This window comes from Sporolactobacillus sp. KGMB 08714, from assembly GCF_036598985.1.
Taxonomy (GTDB): Bacteria; Bacillota; Bacilli; order Bacillales; family Sporolactobacillaceae; genus Sporolactobacillus.
The window spans coordinates 34,115-57,619 of sequence record NZ_JAUUBW010000009.1; the positions used below are offsets into that span (position 1 = coordinate 34,115).

At 43.2% G+C, this 23,505-nt stretch carries 17 protein-coding genes; 12 read left to right on the forward strand and 5 right to left on the reverse strand.

Going from position 1 to position 23,505, the window contains the following annotated elements; all coding sequences use genetic code 11:
• Positions 1-103 precede the first annotated feature (103 nt).
• From Q6A92_RS04975 to Q6A92_RS05005, 7 genes are all read left to right on the forward strand, one after another.
• Positions 104-1,813, forward strand: a complete 1,710-nt coding sequence (locus Q6A92_RS04975; RefSeq protein ID WP_332237257.1) for an FAD-dependent oxidoreductase — start codon at positions 104-106, stop codon at positions 1,811-1,813.
• Positions 1,813-2,769 (forward strand): succinate dehydrogenase/fumarate reductase iron-sulfur subunit, encoded by a 957-nt coding sequence (locus Q6A92_RS04980; RefSeq protein ID WP_332237258.1) that lies wholly within the window; start codon positions 1,813-1,815, stop codon positions 2,767-2,769. The genes Q6A92_RS04975 and Q6A92_RS04980 overlap by 1 nt, the downstream gene beginning before the upstream one ends.
• A complete protein-coding gene (locus Q6A92_RS04985; RefSeq protein WP_332237259.1) occupies positions 2,766-3,656 on the forward strand; it encodes a CoB--CoM heterodisulfide reductase iron-sulfur subunit B family protein in 891 nt (296 codons plus the stop codon). The genes Q6A92_RS04980 and Q6A92_RS04985 overlap by 4 nt, the downstream gene beginning before the upstream one ends.
• A 1,622-nt stretch (positions 3,657-5,278) precedes the next feature.
• The gene (locus tag Q6A92_RS04990) at positions 5,279-6,796 is read left to right on the forward strand and encodes an FGGY-family carbohydrate kinase (RefSeq protein WP_332237260.1); all 1,518 of its coding nucleotides are present in this window, start codon (positions 5,279-5,281) and stop codon (positions 6,794-6,796) included.
• Positions 6,797-6,802: 6 nt separating this feature from the next.
• Positions 6,803-8,149 (forward strand): PTS ascorbate transporter subunit IIC, encoded by a 1,347-nt coding sequence (locus Q6A92_RS04995; RefSeq protein WP_332237261.1) that lies wholly within the window; start codon positions 6,803-6,805, stop codon positions 8,147-8,149.
• Positions 8,150-8,190: 41 nt separating this feature from the next.
• Positions 8,191-8,961, forward strand: a complete 771-nt coding sequence (locus Q6A92_RS05000) for a DeoR/GlpR family DNA-binding transcription regulator (RefSeq protein WP_332237262.1) — start codon at positions 8,191-8,193, stop codon at positions 8,959-8,961.
• 18 nt (positions 8,962-8,979) lie between these two features.
• Positions 8,980-9,786 (forward strand): class I fructose-bisphosphate aldolase, encoded by an 807-nt coding sequence (locus Q6A92_RS05005; protein ID WP_332237263.1) that lies wholly within the window; start codon positions 8,980-8,982, stop codon positions 9,784-9,786.
• Positions 9,787-9,845: 59 nt separating this feature from the next.
• On the opposite strand, the gene Q6A92_RS05010 is transcribed toward Q6A92_RS05005, so the two are convergent.
• Both Q6A92_RS05010 and tnpB read right to left on the reverse strand, forming a co-directional pair.
• Entirely contained in the window at positions 9,846-10,229 is a 384-nt protein-coding gene (locus tag Q6A92_RS05010; RefSeq protein ID WP_332237264.1) for a transposase, read from the reverse strand.
• Between the two features lie 55 nt (positions 10,230-10,284).
• Complete coding sequence (gene tnpB, locus Q6A92_RS05015) at positions 10,285-10,641, reverse strand: IS66 family insertion sequence element accessory protein TnpB (RefSeq protein ID WP_332237265.1); 357 nt, start codon at positions 10,639-10,641, stop codon at positions 10,285-10,287.
• Between the two features lie 970 nt (positions 10,642-11,611).
• On the opposite strand from tnpB, the gene Q6A92_RS05020 reads away from it, so the two are divergent.
• Positions 11,612-12,274: a nitroreductase gene (locus tag Q6A92_RS05020; RefSeq protein WP_332237266.1), complete on the forward strand. Its 663-nt coding sequence runs from the start codon at positions 11,612-11,614 to the stop codon at positions 12,272-12,274.
• A gap of 1,171 nt (positions 12,275-13,445) precedes the next feature.
• On the opposite strand, the gene Q6A92_RS05025 is transcribed toward Q6A92_RS05020, so the two are convergent.
• Complete coding sequence (locus Q6A92_RS05025) at positions 13,446-14,411, reverse strand: Gfo/Idh/MocA family protein (RefSeq protein WP_332237267.1); 966 nt, start codon at positions 14,409-14,411, stop codon at positions 13,446-13,448.
• 1,306 nt (positions 14,412-15,717) lie between these two features.
• On the opposite strand from Q6A92_RS05025, the gene Q6A92_RS05030 reads away from it, so the two are divergent.
• Positions 15,718-16,437, forward strand: coding sequence for a GntR family transcriptional regulator (locus Q6A92_RS05030; RefSeq protein ID WP_332237268.1), 720 nt, complete (start codon positions 15,718-15,720; stop codon positions 16,435-16,437).
• A gap of 723 nt (positions 16,438-17,160) precedes the next feature.
• Here Q6A92_RS05030 and Q6A92_RS05035 read toward each other — a convergent pair.
• Together Q6A92_RS05035 and Q6A92_RS05040 are read right to left on the reverse strand one after the other, a co-directional pair.
• Positions 17,161-17,478: a PTS lactose/cellobiose transporter subunit IIA gene (locus Q6A92_RS05035; protein WP_332237269.1), complete on the reverse strand. Its 318-nt coding sequence runs from the start codon at positions 17,476-17,478 to the stop codon at positions 17,161-17,163.
• Between the two features lie 226 nt (positions 17,479-17,704).
• Complete coding sequence (locus Q6A92_RS05040; RefSeq protein WP_332237270.1) at positions 17,705-19,075, reverse strand: glycoside hydrolase family 1 protein; 1,371 nt, start codon at positions 19,073-19,075, stop codon at positions 17,705-17,707.
• A 428-nt stretch (positions 19,076-19,503) separates the two neighbouring features.
• Here Q6A92_RS05040 and Q6A92_RS05045 point away from each other — a divergent pair, with 428 nt between their 5' ends.
• From Q6A92_RS05045 to Q6A92_RS05055, 3 genes are all read left to right on the forward strand, one after another.
• Positions 19,504-20,967, forward strand: a complete 1,464-nt coding sequence (locus Q6A92_RS05045; RefSeq protein WP_332237271.1) for a PTS sugar transporter subunit IIC — start codon at positions 19,504-19,506, stop codon at positions 20,965-20,967.
• A gap of 183 nt (positions 20,968-21,150) precedes the next feature.
• Positions 21,151-21,468, forward strand: a complete 318-nt coding sequence (locus Q6A92_RS05050) for a PTS sugar transporter subunit IIB (RefSeq protein ID WP_332237272.1) — start codon at positions 21,151-21,153, stop codon at positions 21,466-21,468.
• Between the two features lie 102 nt (positions 21,469-21,570).
• Entirely contained in the window at positions 21,571-23,025 is a 1,455-nt protein-coding gene (locus Q6A92_RS05055; RefSeq protein ID WP_332237273.1) for a glycoside hydrolase family 1 protein, read from the forward strand.
• Positions 23,026-23,505: the final 480 nt, after the last annotated feature.

Below are 23,505 nucleotides of genomic sequence, written 5' to 3' on the forward strand. Positions count from 1 at the left end.
ACATTCAGTAATATGAAAAACATAAAAGAGTTTCTTATACGGAAGCTCTTTTATGTTAATTTGTTCGATGGAATATATTGAGTCTGAAGGAGCAGAAAAGTTAATGAAACAATACGATATTGTAGTCGTCGGTGCCGGCGGTGCTGGCATGCAAGCAGCACTGAATGCGGCTAAGGGAAATGATTTGAGCGTTGTTGTTCTTTCAAAAATTTTCCCAACCCGCTCTCACACCGGGGCGGCACAGGGTGGGATCAATGCTGCACTTGGCTATCGCGATAGTACAGATTCAGTAGATAAACATTTTCGTGACACAATCAAAGGAAGCGATTTTCTCGCGGATCAAGACGCCGTTCAGTTTTTCTGCGAAAATATGCCGAAAATTATTTCAGAACTTGATTACATGGGCGTTCCGTTTTCCCGGGATAAAAACGGTCATGTTGCACAGCGGCCCTTTGGAGGAGCATCCAGTCCAAGAGCGTGCTACTCAGCTGATAAAACGGGCCATGCGATTCTGCATGCCCTCTTTGAGCAGTGTCTAAAAAATGGCGTTGTTTTTCTTGACGATTGGTTCCTGCTTTCACTATCCGTCGATCACGGCATTTTCGAAGGGCTTGTCGCCATGGATATGAGAGAAGGAAAAATAGAAGCCATCTCTGCGCGATCGGTCGTCATTGCGACCGGCGGATTTGGACGGGTATTCTGGAGCCGGACGACGAATGCGATCAACATGACCGGCGACGGGACGGCCGCCTGCTTTGATGCGGGCATTCCGTTAAAGGATCCCGAATTTGTTCAGTTTCATCCGACAGGACTGGCGTCGACCGGCGTTTTATTATCTGAAGCCTGCCGTGGGGAAGGAGCCTTTCTGCTCAATAAGGACGGCGAACGTTTCATGAAACGCTACGCGCCTGAGAAAATGGAACTTGGACCCCGCGATTTAGTCGCCCGCTCGATCGAGACCGAAATTAAACAGGGCCGCGGTTTTGGTGAAGGAATGAAGTCTTACGTCCTGATGGATCTTCGTCATCTGGGCGTCGACAAGATTATGAATCGCCTGCCTCAGGTCCGTGAATTGGCACTCAATTTTGAAGGAGTCGATCTGATTAAAGAACCCGTTCCGATTCGTCCAAGTTGTCACTATATGATGGGCGGCATTCATGTCAGTGATTATAAAACACTGGCAACGCCAATTAAGGGCATTCATGCGGTCGGTGAATGTTGCTGCGTATCGATCCACGGGGCCAATCGTTTAGGGGGAAATTCAGTAGCGGATGTGGTTCTGTTTGGCAAATATGCTGGCATCGGCGCACGACTGACTGCTCAGCAGCGTGATTTTGCGACAACCGGCAAGCTGGAGGAAGATACTAAGCTGTGGAATGAGAAGTTTACTCGTATGCGTGACAAAAAAAGCGGAATTAATTTCTTCGCAATCAGAGACAAGATGGCTGAGGCGATGTGGTATAACGTCGGCATTTTTCGGACGGGCGACGAAATAAAGCAAGCTCTGCGGACGATTGATGAAGCGATGGAAGAGTATCGAGATGCCTATATCGGGGATTCATCAAAGCAGTACAATATGGCATTCATCAATTATGTGGAAGTCGGCAATCTGCTGAAGCTGGCAAAAGCCGTCGCTTTAGGCGCCTACAGCCGGCGGGAAAGCCGGGGTTCTCATTCGCGCAGCGATTATCCGAAGCGCGATGATACACATTTTCTGAAGCATACGCTTGTCTACAAAGAAGACGATTGTTATCGTTTGGACTATTTACCAGTGAAAATTACGACGTACCAGCCGGAGGAGCGGAAATACTGATGGAAAAATTGAAAATCAAGATCAAACGTTTCAATGGTAAAAAGACTTGGTACCAAACCTATGTCATCCCTTATGAAAAGGGAAGAACAATTCTCTGGTCATTGACGACGATCCGTGAAACGTTGGACAGTTCTCTAGTCTATACTTCCGCCTGTCAACATGGAATTTGCGGAAGCTGTGCCATTAAAGTCAACGGCAAATCTTTTCTCGCTTGTCAAACGCCCTTGGACAGAGTCATCGACATTTTTAAAACAGAATTGCTGACATATGAACCGTTAACCAATTTTCCCGTCATCCGCGATCTCGCTGTAGCCTGGGAAACAAAGATGGAAAAGATGAAGAAAATCAGGCCGTGGCTGATTCCCTCTGAAAAAGGAACAAAAGAACGGGGATTTCTGCAAAGCCAAGAAAATTTTCATAAAATTGCTTCATCGACAGATTGTATCCTTTGCGGTATCTGCGCTTCCGAATGCAATCAGCTTCGGGTCAACGGCGGAACCTTTCTTGATCCGTTTGTCTGGAACCGAGCATACCGTTACACCGTAGACACTCGCGACGGTTCACCGGAGAAACACGTTGAGCCGGCTTATAAAAATGGACTGTGGAAATGTCTTCATTGTATGGAATGTGTCAGCAATTGCCCCAAAAAAATCGATCTGACGGAAGAAATTTCGGCACTCCGGAAAATATCAATGAAAATGGGTGAGACGAATAATCAAGGTGCAAGACACGCATTCGCGTTCTTTAACGATGTCAGAAAAACGGGCCGATTGAATGAAGTTATGCTGCCAATAAAGACGGACGGTATGCTGCATACCGCTGCCACAAAAGTTCCGTTCGCTCTTCGAATGATTAAAACCGGCAAGATTAATCCTTTAGAAATTCCAAGAAAGGTAGAAGGCATCGAAGAAGTCAAAAACATTTATGAATACGCCGAGGAGGAAAAGAAGCAATGAAACACCTAAGATATGGCTTTTTCCCGGGTTGCACATTGGAATCTGCCGAGAAGGAACTAAAAATGTCGACACTAAAAGTCGCCGAGGCGCTGGATATTGAATTGATTGAATTGAAAGGCTGGACTTGCTGCGGGGCGAGTCACATACAGGATATTGATGATTTCATCGCGATATCGATTAATGCACGTAATATTGCTCTGGGAGAAGCATTGCATGTTGATAAAATCATCACCGTCTGTAACACATGCACATTGATGCTGCGGCAGTCGAAGAAAAAGATGGATGAGAATAAAGAACTAAGGGACAAAGTCAATGAAGGACTGAGCAAGACCCATCATCAGTACAAAGGAACGACAGAAGTGACTCATCTGCTTTGGGCGCTAATCGAAGATTACGGGCTGGAAAATCTCAGGAAAAAAGTGGTCCGTCCGCTGACCGGCCTGAAGGTAGCCAGTTTTTATGGATGTCATATCCTGATGCCGCCGAAAATTATGGGCTTTGAGAATCCTGCGAACCCTCAATCAATGGAAATGGTCGTCGATGCACTGGGGGCGGAGAATGTCACCTTTTCTCAGCGCCTGGCCTGCTGCGGCTTTCATGCGGTTTTCCCAGCGGAGAAAGAGGTAACCCGGCTGACGCGGATCAATTGTTTGTCGCCAAAGGACAGCGGGGCCGATTGTCTTGTCACGCCGTGTCCGCTCTGTCAGATGCAGCTCGATGCCTATCAGCCCGGTGCCCAGAAAGGATTCGACAAAGACATTACTCTTCCGGTTCTGCACCTTCCTCAACTGATCGGCCTTGCTCTGGGATTATCTGCAAAAGAATTGGGAATTAAAAGACACATCGTCGATGCGCTGCCAATGCTGAGAGAACATGCACTGATTTAATCCGCATTTTCTGAAGAGAAAGTGTTATAACAAAGAATTAATTCGGCTTCTGACTACCTATGACGGATCGATAGACCTCATGGCGAGGCTGCTGGTATGACAATAGACAATATAGTAAAAAAGAAAAGAGCCCTCAACCGATGAGATCGGGTGAACGGCTCTTTTTATATGCTCACATAGAAACGGTGAAGCAGCGATATCGATACATTTTTTTAGAAATTTGTGAATGAAGTCGACCATAATAATGATCGGTAGTTAATTATATGGACATTCTTTTCTTAAATCGTGCAATTGTCATGAACTGCTCAATAAGATCCAGTAATTGGGCATGAAAGGAATTGTAGTAAAAAAATCGACAGTTCCTATTAGATCGGCCGTAAGGATACGAACTGACGAAAGATCAAAAACTATAAAGATGTCATTGCGGCTGTTGAAGGTTTTTCTTACCGGGAGGGAGATGTCTATTCAATCCTAGAACGATCCACTCATCTATATTGGCTATTATTGATCTGGAAAGTAAACTTCGAAGGAATGACAGCTTTTTACTGAAAGGCCGCTTGCCTGGAAAATGACCATAATCCTTTTGATAATCTTCAGGAAAAGAAAACATTCGTTGGCTGAAGCTGTGGCTGACAGTCAAAGTACATTATGAATGACGTATCAACTCTCTAGGGCAGCCGCCCCTTCAAGCAGTTGTTAAAGAAAATCCAAGTGCTTGTAGAATGAAACTTAGTTAAGAGAAAAACAAAACAACAACCATTACCCACTGAATTTATTTTATGAATCTTTATTTAAATTGAACTGCAGTTTGACTGTTTATCCATCTCTCTCAGATTGCGAGTAGGTATGTAATACTTGTGATCTATTCTTTCTACTTAGTAATTGTTTTACACAAATTTTGTATAAGGCATATTAAAAATCCCATGGAATAGGCATACATCCTGTACATTCGACTCCGACCGCCATCATCGTTTCAAAGGCATTCTTTTTGGAGAAAAGAGTCATTCTATTATGGGTAAATACCCTTACTTATTTCATTAATCATAAAGACTGTGCTACTAATAATTTAAGGACAATGAATAAGTGAATAGATCGTATTTAGGGTAGAATTAGGTTTATCAGTGAATCGTCAAAAACGTTACAAACTTCTGCAAACTTTGGTTAATCATTCTCTAACGATTGCCGTGGATCATTGGCGGAGGGTTAAATAAAGTCTCGATTGAATCCGACCTGTTGTCGTTAGTTCAAAATCTGATAAAGAAAGTTCGAAGGAATTTTGGACCTGCCTTAAAATGGTGGTGCGTATGTTTGAGCGAATGTATGTATAATGATACGGGCATATCGCAGCTTTTCCTTCTGATCACATTAAAGCGTTGACTATGGGAAGAGAGTACCACCATCAAGATATTTTTACTTTTCAGCTGTGTGACATGGACATTATTTGAGTAAAAATTGAAGCCTATTTGGTTTATTATGATTGAAATTCAATAATTCATGAATCTATTGAAAAACGATAGGTTGATTAATATAATTCAAATTGTAAGCGGATACAAATTCTTTTATTTTAAAGGGGGGCGGAGAGAATTAATTTCATTTAAAGGTAAAGGGAGGAGAAATGAAAGATGGCTCTGTTAGGCATTGACGTCGGAACAACAGGAATTAAAGCGACAATTACTGATAACGATGGGGAGTACATCTCAAGTGCTTACAGGGAGTATCCAACCCATTCGCCCAGGAGCGGGTGGTTTGAGTTAGACCCAGATGAGGTGTGGGAAAAAGCAAAAATTGTTATCAAAAATGCTGCCAGAAAATGTGGTGAAAAAATTATCAGCGTGAGCTCGTCATCATTAGGTGAATCTTTTGTGATGTTGGACAAAAAAGGAAAAGTCCTGTCAAATAGCATGCTGTATACTGACACAAGGGGGTCTAGTGAAACTAGTGAGCTGATTGAGAAGCTAACATCTCAAAGGATTATGGAGAAAACAGGTTTAAAGCCTGCTCTGGTATTTTCACTACCAAAACTAATGTGGATAAAAAAAAATCGACCGGAACTTTATGATAAAATAGATAAAATCATTCCTTTCGGGGGTTTCATCCTATACAAACTGGGAGGGCCGATTGCAACTGATATTACCTTAGGATTGAGAACAATGGCACTAAATACAAATTCAAAAAAATGGGATGAAGAAATTATTGAGGCATCCGGAATAGATGCCGACATCTTTCCGGAAATTCATGAAACCGGGACAATCATTGGTCATGTCAGTCAATTTGCAAGCAATGAACTCGGACTGTCAACCGATATTCAAATTGTTGCAGGAGCTCATGATCAAATAATGTGTGCGATCGGTTCAGGAATTCTGCATCCGGGAGAAGCACTGGACGGTATGGGTTCAGTCGACAATATTTCTCCTATCTTTCAGTATAATGATAGAGTGGTTGAGATGGCAACCAATAATTATGCTACTGTCTCATATTTGAATGGTCTGTACACGACGTATGCATATGTGAATGACGGCGGTACCCTTTTAAGATGGTATCGAGACAACCTTGGTGAATCAGAAAACATAGTATCAAAATATCTGGGAATCAGTGTCTATGATATTTTCAATGATTATTGCTCTCAGAAACCAACAAATATTCTTATACTTCCACATTTCAGTGGCAGTGCCATGCCCTACATGGATTCCTTTTCAAAGGGAGCTATTCTGGGGATGGATCTGGGAACAAATAAGCAGAAACTTTATCGGGCCATCCTGGAAGGGATTAGTTATGAGGTCAGAGTTAATATAGAAAATCTTGAGGCATACGGCGTACCCATTGACCGACTCCGGGCCAGTGGAGGCGGTTCAAGATCTGATATATGGCTGCAGATTAAATCTGATATATTAAATAAAGAAATCGACGCCGTAGAAAATATAGAAGCGGGGACAATGGGGGTTATTATTACAGCAGGCGTCGCTGCAGGTACTTTTGACAGCTATGAAAGCGCCATGAAAAAGCTGATTAAAATCCGTAGAGTCTTTAAACCAAATAAAAATTACCATGAACAATACAATGAAAACTTTGAAAGATATAAGAAAATATATGAAATGCAGAAAAATATTTTAAAAAAACCCAAATTGGTTGCAGGCGGGTGATAAGTAATGGGACTGCTAAGAGATTTGTTTGGACAGCCGGCGATTGTTGCAGGTCTCATTGTCTGCATGGGATTGATTGCTTTAAAAAAACCTATAACCGAAATTATTCGCGGAAGTGTAAGGGCGACGATCGGGTTTGTAACCTTGCTAATGGGAACGAATATTATCGTCGCTGCTCTGTCAAATTTCGGAAAGGTTTTCAGCAAAGCTTTTAGTATGCAAGGGGTTATTCCAAGTAATGAAGCAGCTATCTCCATTGTTCTAAGTAAATACGGAAGCATTGCTACATTGATCTTCGTTTTTGGAATGATCCTGAACATCCTTTTGGCTAGAATAACGCGATTCAAGTATATCTTTCTCTCAACTGATCACGCTTTATATATGTCCTGTGCACTAACAGCTGTGATGGTCGCTTCCGGGATGAATTTAACAGAGTCGATTGTATTTGGTGCCCTTATGTTGGGGATGATTCTTTGCATTATGCCTGCTGTCGCTCATCCGACAATGAAGCTGATTACGGGCAAGGATGACATGAGCTTTGCTCATTTTGGTACATTTGGATACTGGTTCTGCGCACAAATAGGGAAAATATTTGGTAAAAATTCACGTTCGATTGAAGAAATTAACTTTCCTAAACAACTGGAATTTTTGCAGGACAGCAATGTATCGGTCGGCATTATCATGACCATATTGTTTTACGTGATTACCATTATTGCCGGACCTGAATATGTTTCTACACTATCAGGCGGAGTAAATCCATACGTATGGGCGTTGCTGCAGGCCTTACAATTTACCGCGGGTATTTTAATCCTTGTTACAGGTGTTAATATCTTGTTGGATGAAATCAATCCGGCCTTTAAGGGATTTAGCAGCAGGATTGTTCCGAATGCTGTACCTGGTTATCCGTTTGCCATATTGTTTAGAGGAACATCAAATGCTTTGCTTGTAGGGTTCCTAATGAGTCTGCTTGGTGGACTTCTTGGCATGACGGCTCAATTTATGATGGGTACAGTGATAATTCTTCCAGGTATTGTATTCCATTTCTTCTGCGGAGGAATCGGAGCAATATTTGGTAATGCGACTGGTGGCCGGAGAGGGGCAATCATCGGACCATTTCTTACAGGCATAATCATGACGTTTCTGCCTCTACTGTTCATTAATCTCTTTGGAGGAGTTGGCTTTACAACAACGACCTTCTCTGATAGTGATTTCCTGACTTTCTCCGTAATTTTAGGAACTATCGGGAGGATAGGAGCTACACCGTTGATGATAACGATTAGCGTTTTGCTTGTGTTGATGATTCTTGTATCTATTAAGAAAAAAAGCAACGTACAACCCCACGCAGAAAGCTGAATTTCAGAAATAGTGACTGAAGAAGGAAGGCTTGTTTAAGAATGATTCCTTATGAACGTTATGAGCGACTGCTAGCCCTGTTAAAAAAACATAATTATCTTTCTACAAGACTAGCAGCAAAGGAATTATTCGTCAGTATCTCAACAGTCAGGCGTGATTTCAAGTATCTGATTGATAATAAACTGGTTCGCAAATGGGGGAGTGGAATTGTTTTAATAAAAAATCCAGACGAACCTCCATACCCTTTCAGTTTTCAACAATCAGTAGAAAAAAAAGAAAAGATAGCTTCCCAGGCAATTAAATATATTAAAGGTGATCAAACTATTTTCCTGGACTCCAGCAGTACCGTATATTTTATGGTTCGTAAGATGGAAAATTACCATGATATTAAAGTTCTTACAAATGGATTAGCATCGTTGAATTATTTGTGCAGCAATACTAATGCTGAGCTGTTTTACCCAGGCGGAAAAGTCAATCGAACTCTGAAAAATGTTTCAGGTGGTACGGTCCGTCAGTATATATCCAATTTTCATGCTGATATTGTGTTTATGTCATGCCGAGGATTGTCGATTAATGGTGCCTTTGATGCAACCGATGAAGAATCCTTGTTAAAAAGGACGCTTTCTCAACATGCTGATCAGACAGTACTGTTAGTGGACAGTGACAAATTTTCGAAAAACTTCTTTCATCTAAGTTTATCAATGGAAATGATTGATGTAATTATTTCTGACCGACAGCTTCCAGAAGATATATTTGAAATGGCAAAGAAGAATAATATTAAATCTATTTATCCCATTAAAAAAGGAAAATGATTAAGGAGGACTATCAAAATGAGTAAACAGAGACGTTTAAATCAGATTTTCGGAAAAGAAGGAAAAGCGGTTATCGCAGCTTTGGACGGATTCGGTTTCTCAATGAATACTGAAGGCGTTGACTATACCGTAGAACATTTGAACGAGTTGGTTAAAAACGGACTTGATGCTGCTTTAGTAACATACGGACAAGCAAAAACCTATGAAAAAGTCCTGAGCCAAATTCCGATTATCCTCCGTGTCGACGATTCGATTAATGTCTATGATCCAACTGTACCGGAAACTTATCAGTTTTTTAGTATCGAAGATGCCATCCGGTTAGGTGCCGAAGGAGTCGTATGCATGACTTTTCCAGGTACAGACAAGGAAAAAGAGGGCCACAAAATGGTCGCCCGCCTAGCTAAGGAATCGGAAAAATGGGATCTTCCCTTGATAGTAGAAACATTACCTTATGGGTATCCTATCACTACAAAAGAATCGAATGATCCAAAATATATTGCTACAGCTGCCCGTATCAGTGCAGAGCTCGGTGCAGATATTATTAAAACAAGATTTTCCGGAGGAGACGGCGATAAACAAATTGTTGAAGATGCCAGTCGTCCGGTTATTGCGTTGGGCGGTCCTAAAACGGATACGCTTACCTATTATAAATTTGTCGAACATTGCATGAAAGTAGGCGCTAAAGGAGTAGCGGTTGGGAGAAATATTACTCAAAATGAGAGCCCAGTCGGAATGGTTGCCGGATTAAACGTCCTTGTTCACAGATCCGGAACAGCTGAAGAGGCGTACAAAGCTTATAATGAAGCAACATCTCAAAAAGGCTGAATTAATTAACATCAAATAAAATAGATATCAAAAAATTAAGAAGTATTAGATCATCTTTTTTAATACATAAAAAATGGTTCAATACTTTTCCATATTCTTTTTAAGCAGACTATGTTGTCTATTACTGGTGTCTGATGGATTTCAGTAAGAATGAAAAAAACTATGGTCTTCTCCCGCTTATAGGTGATGGTTTCAACCGTAGGCTCGGGGGCTTGTGGATTCGATTCACTCTCTGCCTCGTTGAACAGTTGCAGGGTGAGCTGCTCCGGATCCGGATGCGTCTTTTCACTTGAAGCGCCAAACTGGCGTTTTTGGCTGAGACGGAATTGTTTTTCGAACCCTTTCAGCTTCAGTGTCAGTTCGGCGTTTTGTTTTTTCAACGCATCGCGTTCTTTTTGAAGGGCTTCAATTGTGGATGAAGGTGCTTCCGCTCCGTTTTTCATTCTTTCATTATAATGGAAAGTGCGTTCCCTGTCTGCGGTTTGACCAAAAATCAGATCAGTGTGCGTGCTGCCTTAACGGCCGGTGGGCCTCGCGTTGTTCGAGGGACAGTCCGTCCAGCAGCCAATTCAATTGGCGCCGGCTAATTTTCAGAGACGGGGCATCGTTATTGGCCTTCGGCCACTGGAAAGTCCCCTTTTCCAGACGTTTATAGTAAAGCCAGAATCCGTTGGTTTCCCAGTGAAGAATTTTCAGCTTGTCCCGTTTGCGATTACAGAAGACAAACAGGCAGGGTGAAAACGGATCGAGGTGAAAACTTTCCTGAACCAGGACGGATAATCCGTCAATCGATTTGCGCAGATCGGTGTTCCCCTTGGCCAGGTAGACATTTTCGATCGTTGATTCCCGAATCATAAGCTCCGAAGCACACGAACCGCATCAGCGAACAGGTCCGGATCGAATCCAGCATGAAGTTCGATTTTTGCCGAGCCTAGGTAGATGAAAGCACATCGGCTTTCTCTTGTCCGGCCAGATCAACGGCCATCCAAGATGGCCTGCTTGAGGATGCGGCACTCTTGTTGGACGTAACTTGTGCCGCCAATATCGGAACTTAATGGAATTTTCTGATTGGCGCACCATTGACTCCCTGATCATCCACTTGCCTCGAAATCGCTCATTTTATTCTTCCAGAGTTCTCGAAATTCCGCTCGTGTCATGGACCATCCTCCTGATGAATTAATAGAGGCATTATCGCATGACGCTAGGAATATGAGAAGGTGTCCATTATTTGACGCTTACCTTGCATGAGGCGGAGTAAGAAACATTATTATTTCCCAGATCATTTTTTCAATGAATAACAGGAATCTTTAAGAAAAAACCTACTTAATCAGGGCCAATAGCTGAAAAATAGGAGAAGCCCTTACCGGCCAAGAGATTCAACGGGTTTCTTAAGTCAGAAACTGGAACTCTTAATCCATTCAAAGTGACTGATAAGCGATTACTATTACTAAACTGCCCAAGGATCGTTGGTTTAATCACAGCATAAATAAAGTAGTGTACAAACATAATGGAATTTTTAAAAAAAGAATATATTGTAAAATTACACTTTGCTTCTCATAACTCTTCTTTTTAGGCCCCCTGGGGTCTTTTATATATTCTGAGGAATCATTTTTATAACGAGACATTTCTCTTTCGAGCGTTGGCGGTTCACAAAATGTACAAATGGTTCCAGGATCAAAATTCCGCACGGTTTTAGCTGCTGCTTTGTCGCTCGCCTATTTGTGGGAATAATCCCATTAAGTGTCATTGCTGGTCTACGCAGCAGATGAAATATAAAATAAAGGATACAGGATCTTAAACTTGATATAAATGGGGTGATTTTTCAATGAACAATTTGTTTGATCAACGCAAGACTGTTCGGAAATATACGGATCAGCAGGTTCCTAAGGACGTCCTTCTGAACATTCTAAGCAAAGCCCAAAGAGCTCCTTCCTGGGGGAATTCCCAGCCATGGGAAGTTTATGTAGCGGCGGGTGAGAGTCTTGAGCGGCTGCGCAAAGCTTATTTGGCAGCCTATGATCATAAAGAGGAAACTGATGATCGCGATATGCCAAAACCAAAGAAATGGCCGGATAATCTGCAGAATAGAATGAGCGAGTCCATTGCCAAAGTTTTTGCCGATAGCGGAATTATCCGCGATGATCGCCAGGCACGCGAGAAAAACTGGAGAAATAATTTCTCTTTTTTTAACGCACCGGTTGCTGTTTTTTTGTGTCTTGAACGTGAACTTACTGAGTGGTCTACGCTGGACGCAGGCATTTATGCCGGGCATCTGATGTTGGCTGCGACGTACTACGGATTGGGTTCAACACCAGCGGCCAGTTCTGTTTCTTACCCGCATATTTTGCGGGAAATACTGAAAATTCCTGATCATCAGCGTGTGATTGTTGGCATTATGATGGGCTATGAGGATGCGGATCATCCGTATAATCGTCCGGTCAGTATAAGAGTGCCGGTAAGCGAGGCCATTCATTTTAGAGGAATCTAGAGTTTAGTCTACCGTCTAAACGCTGTGTGCCTGCCGGTTGGCTGCGGGCGGCTTTGACCTTAATCGTTAAGCGGGACCTCATTCCATAATCTTAAATCGACGGTTAACAGCCATTGATTAAATACGCTTTAGCATGGAGAATGTTCTATGGCGATCTCTTTCCGGAGAACGGTGTGAAGGCTGATAAAACATTGAAACGTTCGACTAGGACGAATGCGGGATTATCCCCTGACAGTAGGAGAACTTTGGTTCTTCGGTGTGAATTTGTGCGTGATCGAAACAGCCGGACGCATGTTCAGACACATCTGCCTGTATCATGAAACCGGGCAGAACGGTAATCGCCGCAGGTACAATGCTTGTCGGCAACGGCCAGCTGCCGGACTTGAATTCGGCCAATGTTTGAGATAGGGTGGACGCGGCACTTCAATCTATTGAAAATATAATGGGTTGCTATCATGATGGAATTAATATAGCTGGCACTTTAGGTTTGATAAAGAACATCTTTCCAGTTCATAAGTCATTTAAACGGAGATTGGTGGGCAAATTTTCTCTCAACAGATTGCCCTGCACTTTTACTACATGGTAAATTTTTATACGTAGTTTCTGATGAGCAGATCATTGAAATGGCAGGAAGGAGCAAAAATACAACTTATCAATTTTTTGGAAAAAGCAATCATACGATTCATGACTGTGAACCCCAAGCTTTTTGTCAAACAGTAGCTGATTTCTTAAAATAATTCCAAGCCTAATTAGAGTCCATAAATATTTTGATCTTTGCTTCGCTGTTCGACGCTAATGTGCAGCAGCCACAAATACAGTTTAGAGAAATTACTGTATTTTTTTAATTAAGCGATAAACATCTTTATCGTATAGATAAGGGATAATGTGATCCATCCAACGGCAGCGGATTTACTGAGTGGGGAGTAACTTACCGGCTGCAAAACGCCTTCAATCATCGTAAAGTCCACCTGTCTGCGGTTGTCCGGAAGATGGCCTTTCCGCAGGCGGCGAGAATTTTGTTTACAGCCGATCCCGCCATTTTCAGGGCCGCTTTCTTTAGAAAAAAAGTAATGACATGAACCAATTGCATCATGTTCAATAGCTCAACTTGATAACACAATAAAATGAAACGCTCTTTCTACCGGATTTAATTAATTCCGGATGTGGAAAGTTATTCAAAGGGATAACGGATCCCCCACTGCGCTCTGACATTGCTTAAAATCGACATGACGTCAATGGTCAGGGACAGAGTTTCGCTGCGGTCCCCGCGGATCGCCGAATTCATATCTTCAAATTCATAAACCATGGCTTTTGACGTGTCGCCCGCTTCAATAATCTCGGTCGTTCCGTCGGGATACGTGATTGCAGCGCTGCTTGCACGTGGAAAATTATCTACTGTTATATAGGCTTTGTCGCCCGCAATGATTCCTGTTTTCGGCAGCTTTGCCCGCATGGTCAGGGTGATGACGGCCATTTCATCATCCGGATTCTTTAAAATAATACCGGATTGCTCATCGACGCCGGTTTCAAATGTTTTTACCGCAGTTAGAATTTCGCTCGGCTGGCTTGATAGAAAGAAACGGGCAAAGGATAGAGCATAAGTACCGATATCCAGCAGCGCACCGCCGGCCAGATCCATATTGAAGAAACGGCTTTTGGCATCATAGGGTTTCAGACTTCCGAAGGAGACTTGGATCATCTTCAGCCGACCGATCTTTCCCGCAGCCACCCATTCTTTCAGTTTCCTGTAAAGCGGCATATGGTAAATAGTCATAGCTTCGGCAACAATAAGATGCTTGGCTTCTGCCAGCCGGACAGTATGGTTCAGCTGCTCGCTGTTGATTGTGATTGCTTTTTCGCAAAGTACGTGTTTGCCGCTTTCCAGACACTTGATCAGATATTTATAATGGTTGGAGTGCGGCGTTGAGAGATAGACGATGTCGATGTTGTCGTCCTTCAGCATCTCATCATAGCTGCCGTAGACCTTTTCAATATGATGTTCTTCCGCGAAAGCCCTTGCCCGGTTCAGACTGCGCGACCCTGCGGCGTAAATGTGTCCGCCCGCCCCGTATACCGCTTCGGCAAAATCTGCAGCGATTCTTCCAGGACCGAGAATGGCCCAATTATGTCTGGTCATTGTTTTCACCTCATTGGCAGTGATTTTTCAGAAATCATGGCACGCCGCTTCCGCCGGCAATATTTGTAAAAGGGGAAATCTCGGTCACACTGCTGATTGTTTTTAAATCCCGCTCAAGCATATCAATGACGGCCACTTATTTAAAGGACATCCGCCCTTTGCCGCGCTCTTGCGCATTACGGTCCTGCCGTCCGGAATGGATGCTTTTCCTTTGACATAAACCGCTGCATCCTGTGCATCCTGCAGAATTTCCAAAACGACGGGCTGCTCAAAGCTCGGCCTGTTTGCAACTTTCGATTCATCCACGAGCAGTGCCGGCCATAGAAGTAATTAATTTTTTGGGGGGGATGAACGCCGCCTGCACTTCTTAGCGCATAGCACTGTCAATCGACCCGATTGGATCAGCGAGATCACATGTTTTACTGTCTCGACTGAACATCCTAACTATAAGCTTTCTCAAAGTAATAATCAATTCCTTTTATATATAAAATATATATTTTTATAATATAGGTATATACATTAATAAATATAATACAATACAATCTCATTCCCAAGTTGATTGTCTGCATGTTATGGATAAGAAAAGGTTCGCAATTTTAAACTAAAAGTCTGGTGATAGTGCTTCCAGGCCGATGATCATGCGGTCACTGATCTAATGCTTCTTGCCCACGGTCCTTTTTTGATCGTGTCCTTACTCATCTCCATGATCTCTCTCTCATCATTGTATAGTCTATGCGGTGATAAAGCTGATAAATAGGTACATCTATATTTAAATTTACCTTCGATCTTTAACCCATGCAAAAGGGTGCCGGATCGCACGTGAGCAGGAGTATCTCTACAAGTGCGAAATGCCGATCACTGTGACCTGAAAATGATTGACTTTTTGGAAATAAAGATATATACTTTTTGTTGTTACTATGTGTATCTTTGCAGTTAACCGCTTTAATTTAAAGACATAGTTAAAGTTATATGTCATTTTTATTGTCTCTCGTTTGTGCGCCACAATAAACGTTTGCTTGACGCGGGCATCCGTGACTTTCTTGAGTAACATTCGTTTGGGCCGCTTTTCCCGCGGCCGTTTCGCACTTTGTCCAGCTTTTTACAAATTATGATTAAAACCATGAGTTTAAAAAAATTTTTTAAATATGACCGGTTTTGGGTTGAAAACCAAATACCATCATAAAATCATTAAAGCGTCGAAGCTCTGGGTTTTATGGTGGCCTATCCCCAGCCTGACATAAAACATCGGATTTTTAAACATAATGAATCTGACATTGACAATTAATTAAGGAAAGATTGGGAAAAAATGGAGAAAACGAGATATCAATTTGTTGCAGACGAGATTAGAAGAAGGATCGTTACAGGAAAGTACCCGGCCAAATCATTGATTCCCGACCAAAATACATTGGCAGAAGAATTTCATGTGAGCCGGATGACTGTAAAAAAAGCTTTAGACGGTTTGGCAAGAGAAGGGTTTATCTATAAGCAATCTGGTTTAGGTACCTATGTTTTGGGGATTGTCCCGCTTCAAACAATATCGCGTGATTCTCCAGCCGGCGCCATTGACGGGTTGACAAAGCAGTTGGGGGAAGATCGCGTCACAAGTGATATTATTTCCTTTGACGTTGGTTTTCCCAATGCCGATATTCAAAAAAAACTGGATCTCACAGTTAACCGTCCGGTTTATGACATTATCCGGCTCAGGCGGGTTGAAAATGATCCCTTTATCCTTGAACATACATATATGCCGGTAGAATTAGTACCGGGACTAACGGAGAACATTCTAAAGGGATCGATCTACAGCTATCTTCATCATTCATTAAACCTGAAATTTGGCGGCGCTTATCGGAAAATACATGCCTCATTGGCCACGCCGTTCGATATGAAATATCTAGAGGCAGGCGAACACGATCCGATTCTTGAGGTCGAAGAGATTGTATGGCTGAATAATGGTAAAAATATAGAGTACTCAACAGCGCGCAATCGATATGATACGCGCAGCTATACGGTGCTGGACATTAGATAATGTATGAGGCAGGGGCGGAGAAAGAGGCTGCATTATTAAAATAGATGTTAAATCGTCCGTTGTTTTCTGTTCTTCATTCAGTAAGTGCGGTTCTAGGCTGTGGCATTTAAGCTGGGAGTCCCTGCCGCATGCGGGCCCATGCTTCCCATATGGGAAAAATGAAAATGCTTCTTCTAAAAGGGTAAAGTATAAAGAGCAGATAGCGCGATCCTTGTTATCAATGTGAAAAAAAATTATGCACTCTCCCATTGTTTATTTGTTGATTGTTAGTAAGGACAACTCATTGCGGGATAATGGAGCCTGCTCGCTGCCGGGTAAGAGATGATTGTACTACTGATGTATGCTGCGATAGATGAAACGGTCGTTCATGGACTGGGCCGTTTTATTGGCTGCCCGCAGCGGTCGTCAACGGATATAAATGGGAAAGGTCTTAAAATATACCGGATTTTAAGTGGTGCAGAAGCTGCAAACAGACTTCCTGCACCTTTTTTGTAAAGACAATCCGGCACCGGAGAGTGAAAAATCCCTGCATAGAAATCAGAATGGAATCCATAGGGGGGTAGTCGCAAGAGATAAACATCTGCAAAAAAAGCAATCCTCCCGCTTCAGCATGTGGAAGATTGCGATACAGCCGTCGTTTATCGGTAAACATGGGGCGCGATGAGTGGACGCCTATTTGAGCCGGCTGGATGGTAATAATATTTAACACTTTTATAAGAATGCTTACTGATGCGATCTGTAAAGATCTACCAATTCGCCTGCAAGATCCCGGAAAGTAATGGCATTCATCATATGGTCCTGAGCATGTACCATCAATAATGTGACATTCGTGTGATTGCCCTGAGCCTCTTGAGTCAGCATGGCTGTTTGAGCATTGTGTGCTTCAGATAGAAAGTCGTCAGCTTCTTTCAGCTTTGCATTCGCTTCCAAGAAGTCCCCTTTTTTAGCGGCCTGTATCGCTGAAAAAGCTGAACTTTTTGCATTTCCTCCATTAATAATCAATCCCATAATTACCTGTTGATTTTCTAATTCTCCAGCCATAATGCGGACATTCCTTTCCTGTTTTTTGTTTGAATAAACACTGCGGTCTTGTCAGGATGTTTATATTCAGTCTCGAGCGGTCGGATGCAGGCAGAATAGCCGTGGGAAAGCTGCAACGGGCGGTTACCTGATCCGCATGAATCGTTGATTAAAGATTAAAAATGACAGCCGGCTTCAACAGAGATGTTGAAAAAATAATACTTTTTTGATGAGAAATTGCCGATGTTCAGATTAGTTCGGCATTGCTGGCAATCACTTGCTTAAGCCATCGGTAACTACGTTTAGGCACGCGTTTTAAATCCAGCAATTCATGATTATTCCGGTTGACAAACACAACGCCGTAACGTTTTTCAACATCGCCCTGTGAACTTGGTATGTCGATCAGCCCCCAGCCCAGATAGCCGATTACATTTGCCCCGTCGGAAACCGCTTGCTTTAAAGCTCTGATATGCTCCCGATGATAGTCGATGCGATAGTTGTCTTCGATAAGATTGACTCCATCCCATTTTTCACGGACTCCAATGCCGTTTTCAATAGGAAAGACAGGCAAATGCGTTCTGTTGGATAGATCCATCAATACCTTATAAAAACCCTGAGGATCGATTTGCCAGCCCCATTCATTCGCACGCAAATAGGGATTCTTCTTCTGCCCCAATGCTGAGTAGTTGTTGGGCATGGCATCGATTGGAATCAGGCAACTATCCATTGTCGCGGTTGCGTAATAACTAAAACTTATGAAATCGCTTCTTGTCAGCGAGATCTCCGCCAATTCCGCTTCTTTTAAAATATCATACAGTTGATGATGTTTCATGTAGGCAATGACTTCATCAGAGTAACGGCCTTCCGTAAACAGACGCAGCAGATTAAAATCGACAAATTCCTGAAAGCGGCGGACAGCTTCAATATCCTGCGGATTGGGCGTAGCAGGATAAAATTCCTGGTAGGCCAACATGCCGCCAATTTGCAGCTCGGGATACTGTGTATGGATGTAGTTAGCCACCTTTGCATGAGCAAGAGCAATATGATGCTGAATTTGGTACAGCTCATAGGGCGTTTGATCGCCGGTCAGATAGCCGCTTTGTTTAAAGGCCGCCGGGAGGCTGTAGAGGTTCTGCTCATTGAAAGTAATCCAATAGGCCACCTGACCGGCAAATTCGTCAATCATACGCCGGGCGAAGATATAAAAGGCATCGACGACTTTGCGATTGACGAAACCATTGTATTTCTCAGCCAGGAGCAATGGCAGATCAAAGTGATAGAGGCAGATCATCGGCTGAATACCGGCCGCGAGGAGTTCATCGACTAAGCGGTGATAGAAGGCAATTCCCTCTTCGTTGAAATCCCCTTCACCGCGTGGCTGAACTCTGCTCCATGAAACTTGAAAGCGGTAGAAATTCATACCGAGGTCTTTCATCAATGAAATGTCCTCAGCATAACGATGATACTCGTCAATTGCAGTGTTCCAATCCGCGCTGTTCGCTGTTTCATGCTTCAAGTCGTAGAGTGAAGGCCCTTTGCCCCCTTCGTGGGCGGCACCTTCTGTTTGTATGCTTGAGGTAGAATTACCCCAGAAGAAATCCGGTGTTAGAAGCGTCAAGTTGTCCCCCTCCTCTTGATTTTGCCGGTGAGTTTATTATATCGTATCCGTGGAAAAGATAAATACATTTTATTAAAAGAACTGTATTTTTTACAGACGACTCTTGCATATCTATAGCCATAACATACAAACAATGCACTCTGGAATGGGATCGTAATGTAATCCATATCGGAAAAATTGTATATATTTATTTTTTAAAGGTATATATTTTATTATATAAAAGAGTTGACCATTGTTCCTAAAAAGCTTATAGTTAGGATGTTAAAGAATGAAAAGGCTTTCAATGAGGAGGTAATGAAAAGGCGAATTTGGTTTCAGAGCACATCTATTGCACATCAAGTTGGGTAGATTTTCAAGCGATGGTTGTTTTCATGTGTTTTGGTTTTTTATTTTGCGTTTGCACTAACTTATTTGGGGGATCGAGTGTCATGAGTAAAAAGACAAATTTCAGTGAGTTTGTTAATCAACACGTCCTGCCACCGATTATGAAATTCATCAATACCAAGTCAATGACGGCATTAAAGGATGGCATGGTATACGCTCTGCCATTCATTATTGTCGGGTCAGTCTTCCTAATTTTGTCCAATATCCCAATTCCCGCTGTGGCTGATGCACTGAAAGCCTCTGGCTGGTCTGCTATCTTTAATCAGGCCTATAGTACGACTTTTGGGTTGATCGCCATTTGGGCGTCTATCGGTATTGCCTATGTCTATGTCAAAAATGAAGGATTGGAGGCTCTGCCGGCAGGACTTGCGTCTTTCTCAACTTTCCTGCTCCTGCAATTTCTGCAGGTTGACAATCCTCTCGTCGCTGCGCTGGGCAAGGGCGGCAGCGGTATTACGAATACCAATGGCGCAGTTGTCTTAACGGGAACTCAAGTTCAGACAAACATCGATAAGCTGCCGCATGCCTTGCAGGGCTTTCTTACCTCGCCGGTGACAAATGCCATTAATATGTCCTGGATGGGCGGGCAGGGCATGATTGCCGCAATTATCATCAGTATTTTAGTCGGCTGGTCATATACCAAAATGATTAAAGCCGGCTGGAGGATCAAACTGCCTGAGCAAGTGCCGGAAAGTGTGTCCAACCAATTTACTGCAATGATTCCGCTGGCTGTCATTTCGACTTCGGCAATGTTAATCTTTGGTGCACTTAAATATTTCTTGAATTCAGATCTGTTGCAAATTATTTATAAGTTGCTTCAGACACCGCTGCAGGGCCTGTCTGATTCGTTAGGCGGCGCGTTGATTATCGCTTTACTTGTGCCTTTCTTCTGGTTCTTCGGGGTTCACGGCGGATTGATCATGGGGGCCATTACAAGTGGTCTGCTGATTCCAAACACGTTTGATAATGCCGCACTTTATCAGGCCGGAAATTTATCATTGGCGAACGGTGCCCATATTGTGACGAATGAATTCTATAACAACTTTATTAATCTGACCGGTTCAGGCGTTACTATCGGGCTGGTTGTATTTACAATCGTTGCTGCGAGATCGGCACAATTTAAGTCGATTGGTAAAGTTGAGCTTGTGCCGGCACTTTTTAATATCAATGAACCGTTTCTGTTCGGCTTGCCGCTGGTTTTGAATCCGTTCCTGGCTATTCCGTTCTTCTTAACACCCGTCATTGTTGCGCTATCCACGTACGCAGTCATTTTCTTCGGCATCGTTCCGCCCTTGAATGGCGTAGCGGCGCCATGGACGACACCGGCAGTCATATCCGGATTTTTGATCGGCGGTTGGAAGATGGCCATTTGGCAGGTCGTTGTGTTAGCCATTTCGACGGCGGTTTACTTTCCATTTGCCAGGAAATACGACCAGTATCTCTTTAAGCAGGAACAGGCAAAAGGAACGGAAACGATCGCGACGGATGATTCATCAATCCCGGGATGAAAAATAATTATTTTAGAGGTTGATTGTTTTTATTCAACAGATTACGTTATCATCTAACATTGCTTTTGTTCAATGTCAGTGAAGCGGAATGACTGCGGGGAGCGATTGCCGGCAGGGGGCAGCTGCGACTGAATGAAAAGCAGCGGACTTTAACAAAATGATTTTAATAAAGGAGAAATTGTTATGGCTGGAAAAACGATTATGCTAGCTTGTTCAGCAGGCATGTCAACTTCAATGTTGGTCAGCAAGATGAAGCAGACGGCAGAGAGTGAAGGCAAGGACTACAAAATTTTTGCAATCGCTACTTCCAGTGTTGATCACTCACTGGAAGCTGAACATCCGGATGTGCTGCTGCTCGGTCCCCAGGTCGCTTATATGCAGAACGAAATCAAAAAAAAGACTGATCGGGCGGGGATCCCATTGGCGGTTATTAGTATGAAAGACTACGGGATGATGGATGGAAAGAGTGTACTCCATTTTGCCGAAACTTTGATTAAGTGATTTTTTCTATGATGAGAAAGATTGAGTCAATGGGTGATCGGCAACTGGATAGCGGCTCCTGTGGACGTTCCCAGATCCGTTATTCTGAAGGGGGATGAAGATATGAAAAATCAAGAATTGTTTCCAGATGGGTTCCTCTTCGGCGGAGCGCTGGCAGGCAACCAGTATGAAGGGGCATTTGATAGAGACGGTAAAGGACTGTCAATCGTTGATGTTGAGCCGGCGGGACCGAAAAGAGAGAATATGCTGGCACATCCTAAGCAATATTTGGAGCCTAGAAGTGACCTGTACTATCCGTCACATCAGGCAATCGACTTTTATTCACATTACAAGGAAGACATCAAGATGTTTGCGGAGATGCATTTCAGTGCGCTGCGGCTGTCCATTGCCTGGACGCGTATTTTCCCAAATGGCGATGACGCAGAGCCAAACGAAGCCGGGCTTGCTTATTATGATCGCGTTCTGGATGAATTGGAGGCACATAACATTGAGCCTGTACTGACGATTTCACACTACGAGACTCCGCTTGCTCTTGTTAAGACATACGGCGGCTGGAAAAATCGGAAACTTATTGATTTCTATTTGAGATTTGCAGAGACAATTTTTAAACGCTACGGGACACGCGTCAAATATTGGATGAGTTTTAACGAAATCAACTGTATTCTTGATAATCCGTTCATAGCCGGCGCCATCGTTCTTGACGATGAAACAAATCCACTGCAGACTATCTATCAGGCTTCGCATTATGAATTGGTGGCGAGTGCGCTTGCTACAAAAAAGCTGCATGAACTTGTTCCAGGAGCAAAAATGGGCTGTATGCTTGCTTTTTCGCCATATTATCCGGCAACGTCCAGTCCTGACGATCAGCTTGCTGCGCTTCAGCAGAACCGCACGGCATTATTCTATGGCGATGTACACGTGCGCGGCCGCTATCCTGCTTATATGCAGCGTTTTTTTGAAGAAAACAGAGTTCAGCTGGAGCGGACGGAAGAAGATAAACACATTCTACGCGACTATCCGGTTGACTACATTGCGTTCAGCTACTATAAGAGCTTCGTCGTATCGGCTGACCATCCGGGCCATGTGGCGAGCGGTATGTTTGATTCAGTTGATAATCCGTATGTGCAAAAATCGGCGTGGGGGTGGCCGGTTGATCCGAAAGGGCTGCGCTACGCGCTCAATGTTCTTTATGATCGCTACCAGAAACCGCTGTTTATCGTCGAGAATGGGTTGGGAGCCAAAGACCAGGTTGAACCGGACGGAACCATTCATGATGATTACCGCATCAGCTATTTGAACGATCACCTCATTCAGGCTGCTGAAGCAATCAAGGACGGCGTTGAGCTGATCGGTTACACCTCATGGGCGCCTATTGATCTTGTCAGTGCCGGTTCCGGAGAGATGGAAAAGCGTTATGGTTTTATCCATGTCGATCGCGGCAATGCGGGGAGTGGCACTCTTGTCCGCCGCAAAAAGAAAAGCTTTGATTGGTACCGCAGGGTTATTGATTCCAAAGGAGCGACGCTGAAGGCCGATCTGACGCAGCGAACTGTTTAATGATTTAAAAAGCATGCGGAAGTTCACTTTCGCATGCTTTTTATTCTGAGAGCGCCCGGCATGGAGGACAGCTAGATGGTGAAAGTCCGTTGCACGCTTGGCAGTAGGAACTGTGGGCCAAAGGCAAAGGTGACCTATCGGGGCCTACCGGTAAAATTTGAATTAATTAATAGACCTTAATTAAGCGATAAAGTACCTTTGTAAAGAATAGGTGCTTTTATCGTTTTTTTAGTAAGCTATAAGTTTACATAAAGCATGGGTAAATACCTCTGTTTATTTCAATCAGAGTAAAGGCACGTTCTGAAAACGAGTTTACGGAAGGTTTTAAACATGTGAAGAACTCCTTTGAAGTGGGGTCAAAAAGTGGGTGAAAAAGCGGAAGTGAACAGATAAAAACAAGAAAAATGAAATACGAGTGGAACGATAAAAATGGGAAAAGAGGGCCAAACAAGAGGGAAACGAAAGAAAATCGAAGAAAAG

What these genes read in the sequence shown, in the direction of transcription:
- tnpB (WP_332237265.1), bottom strand. Translation starts at nt 10,641, where the DNA reads ATGATTCGGGAATCAACGATCGAAAATGTCTACCTGGCCAAGGGGAAC.
- Q6A92_RS04995 (WP_332237261.1), top strand. Translation starts at nt 6,803, where the DNA reads ATGGGACTGCTAAGAGATTTGTTTGGACAGCCGGCGATTGTTGCAGGT.
- Q6A92_RS04990 (WP_332237260.1), top strand. Translation starts at nt 5,279, where the DNA reads ATGGCTCTGTTAGGCATTGACGTCGGAACAACAGGAATTAAAGCGACA.
- Q6A92_RS05055 (WP_332237273.1), top strand. Translation starts at nt 21,571, where the DNA reads ATGAAAAATCAAGAATTGTTTCCAGATGGGTTCCTCTTCGGCGGAGCG.
- Q6A92_RS05005 (WP_332237263.1), top strand. Translation starts at nt 8,980, where the DNA reads ATGAGTAAACAGAGACGTTTAAATCAGATTTTCGGAAAAGAAGGAAAA.
- Q6A92_RS05045 (WP_332237271.1), top strand. Translation starts at nt 19,504, where the DNA reads ATGAGTAAAAAGACAAATTTCAGTGAGTTTGTTAATCAACACGTCCTG.
- Q6A92_RS04980 (WP_332237258.1), top strand. Translation starts at nt 1,813, where the DNA reads ATGGAAAAATTGAAAATCAAGATCAAACGTTTCAATGGTAAAAAGACT.
- Q6A92_RS04975 (WP_332237257.1), top strand. Translation starts at nt 104, where the DNA reads ATGAAACAATACGATATTGTAGTCGTCGGTGCCGGCGGTGCTGGCATG.
- Q6A92_RS05035 (WP_332237269.1), bottom strand. Translation starts at nt 17,478, where the DNA reads ATGGCTGGAGAATTAGAAAATCAACAGGTAATTATGGGATTGATTATT.
- Q6A92_RS04985 (WP_332237259.1), top strand. Translation starts at nt 2,766, where the DNA reads ATGAAACACCTAAGATATGGCTTTTTCCCGGGTTGCACATTGGAATCT.
- Q6A92_RS05010 (WP_332237264.1), bottom strand. Translation starts at nt 10,229, where the DNA reads ATGAAAAACGGAGCGGAAGCACCTTCATCCACAATTGAAGCCCTTCAA.
- Q6A92_RS05000 (WP_332237262.1), top strand. Translation starts at nt 8,191, where the DNA reads ATGATTCCTTATGAACGTTATGAGCGACTGCTAGCCCTGTTAAAAAAA.
- Q6A92_RS05050 (WP_332237272.1), top strand. Translation starts at nt 21,151, where the DNA reads ATGGCTGGAAAAACGATTATGCTAGCTTGTTCAGCAGGCATGTCAACT.
- Q6A92_RS05030 (WP_332237268.1), top strand. Translation starts at nt 15,718, where the DNA reads ATGGAGAAAACGAGATATCAATTTGTTGCAGACGAGATTAGAAGAAGG.
- Q6A92_RS05025 (WP_332237267.1), bottom strand. Translation starts at nt 14,411, where the DNA reads ATGACCAGACATAATTGGGCCATTCTCGGTCCTGGAAGAATCGCTGCA.
- Q6A92_RS05020 (WP_332237266.1), top strand. Translation starts at nt 11,612, where the DNA reads ATGAACAATTTGTTTGATCAACGCAAGACTGTTCGGAAATATACGGAT.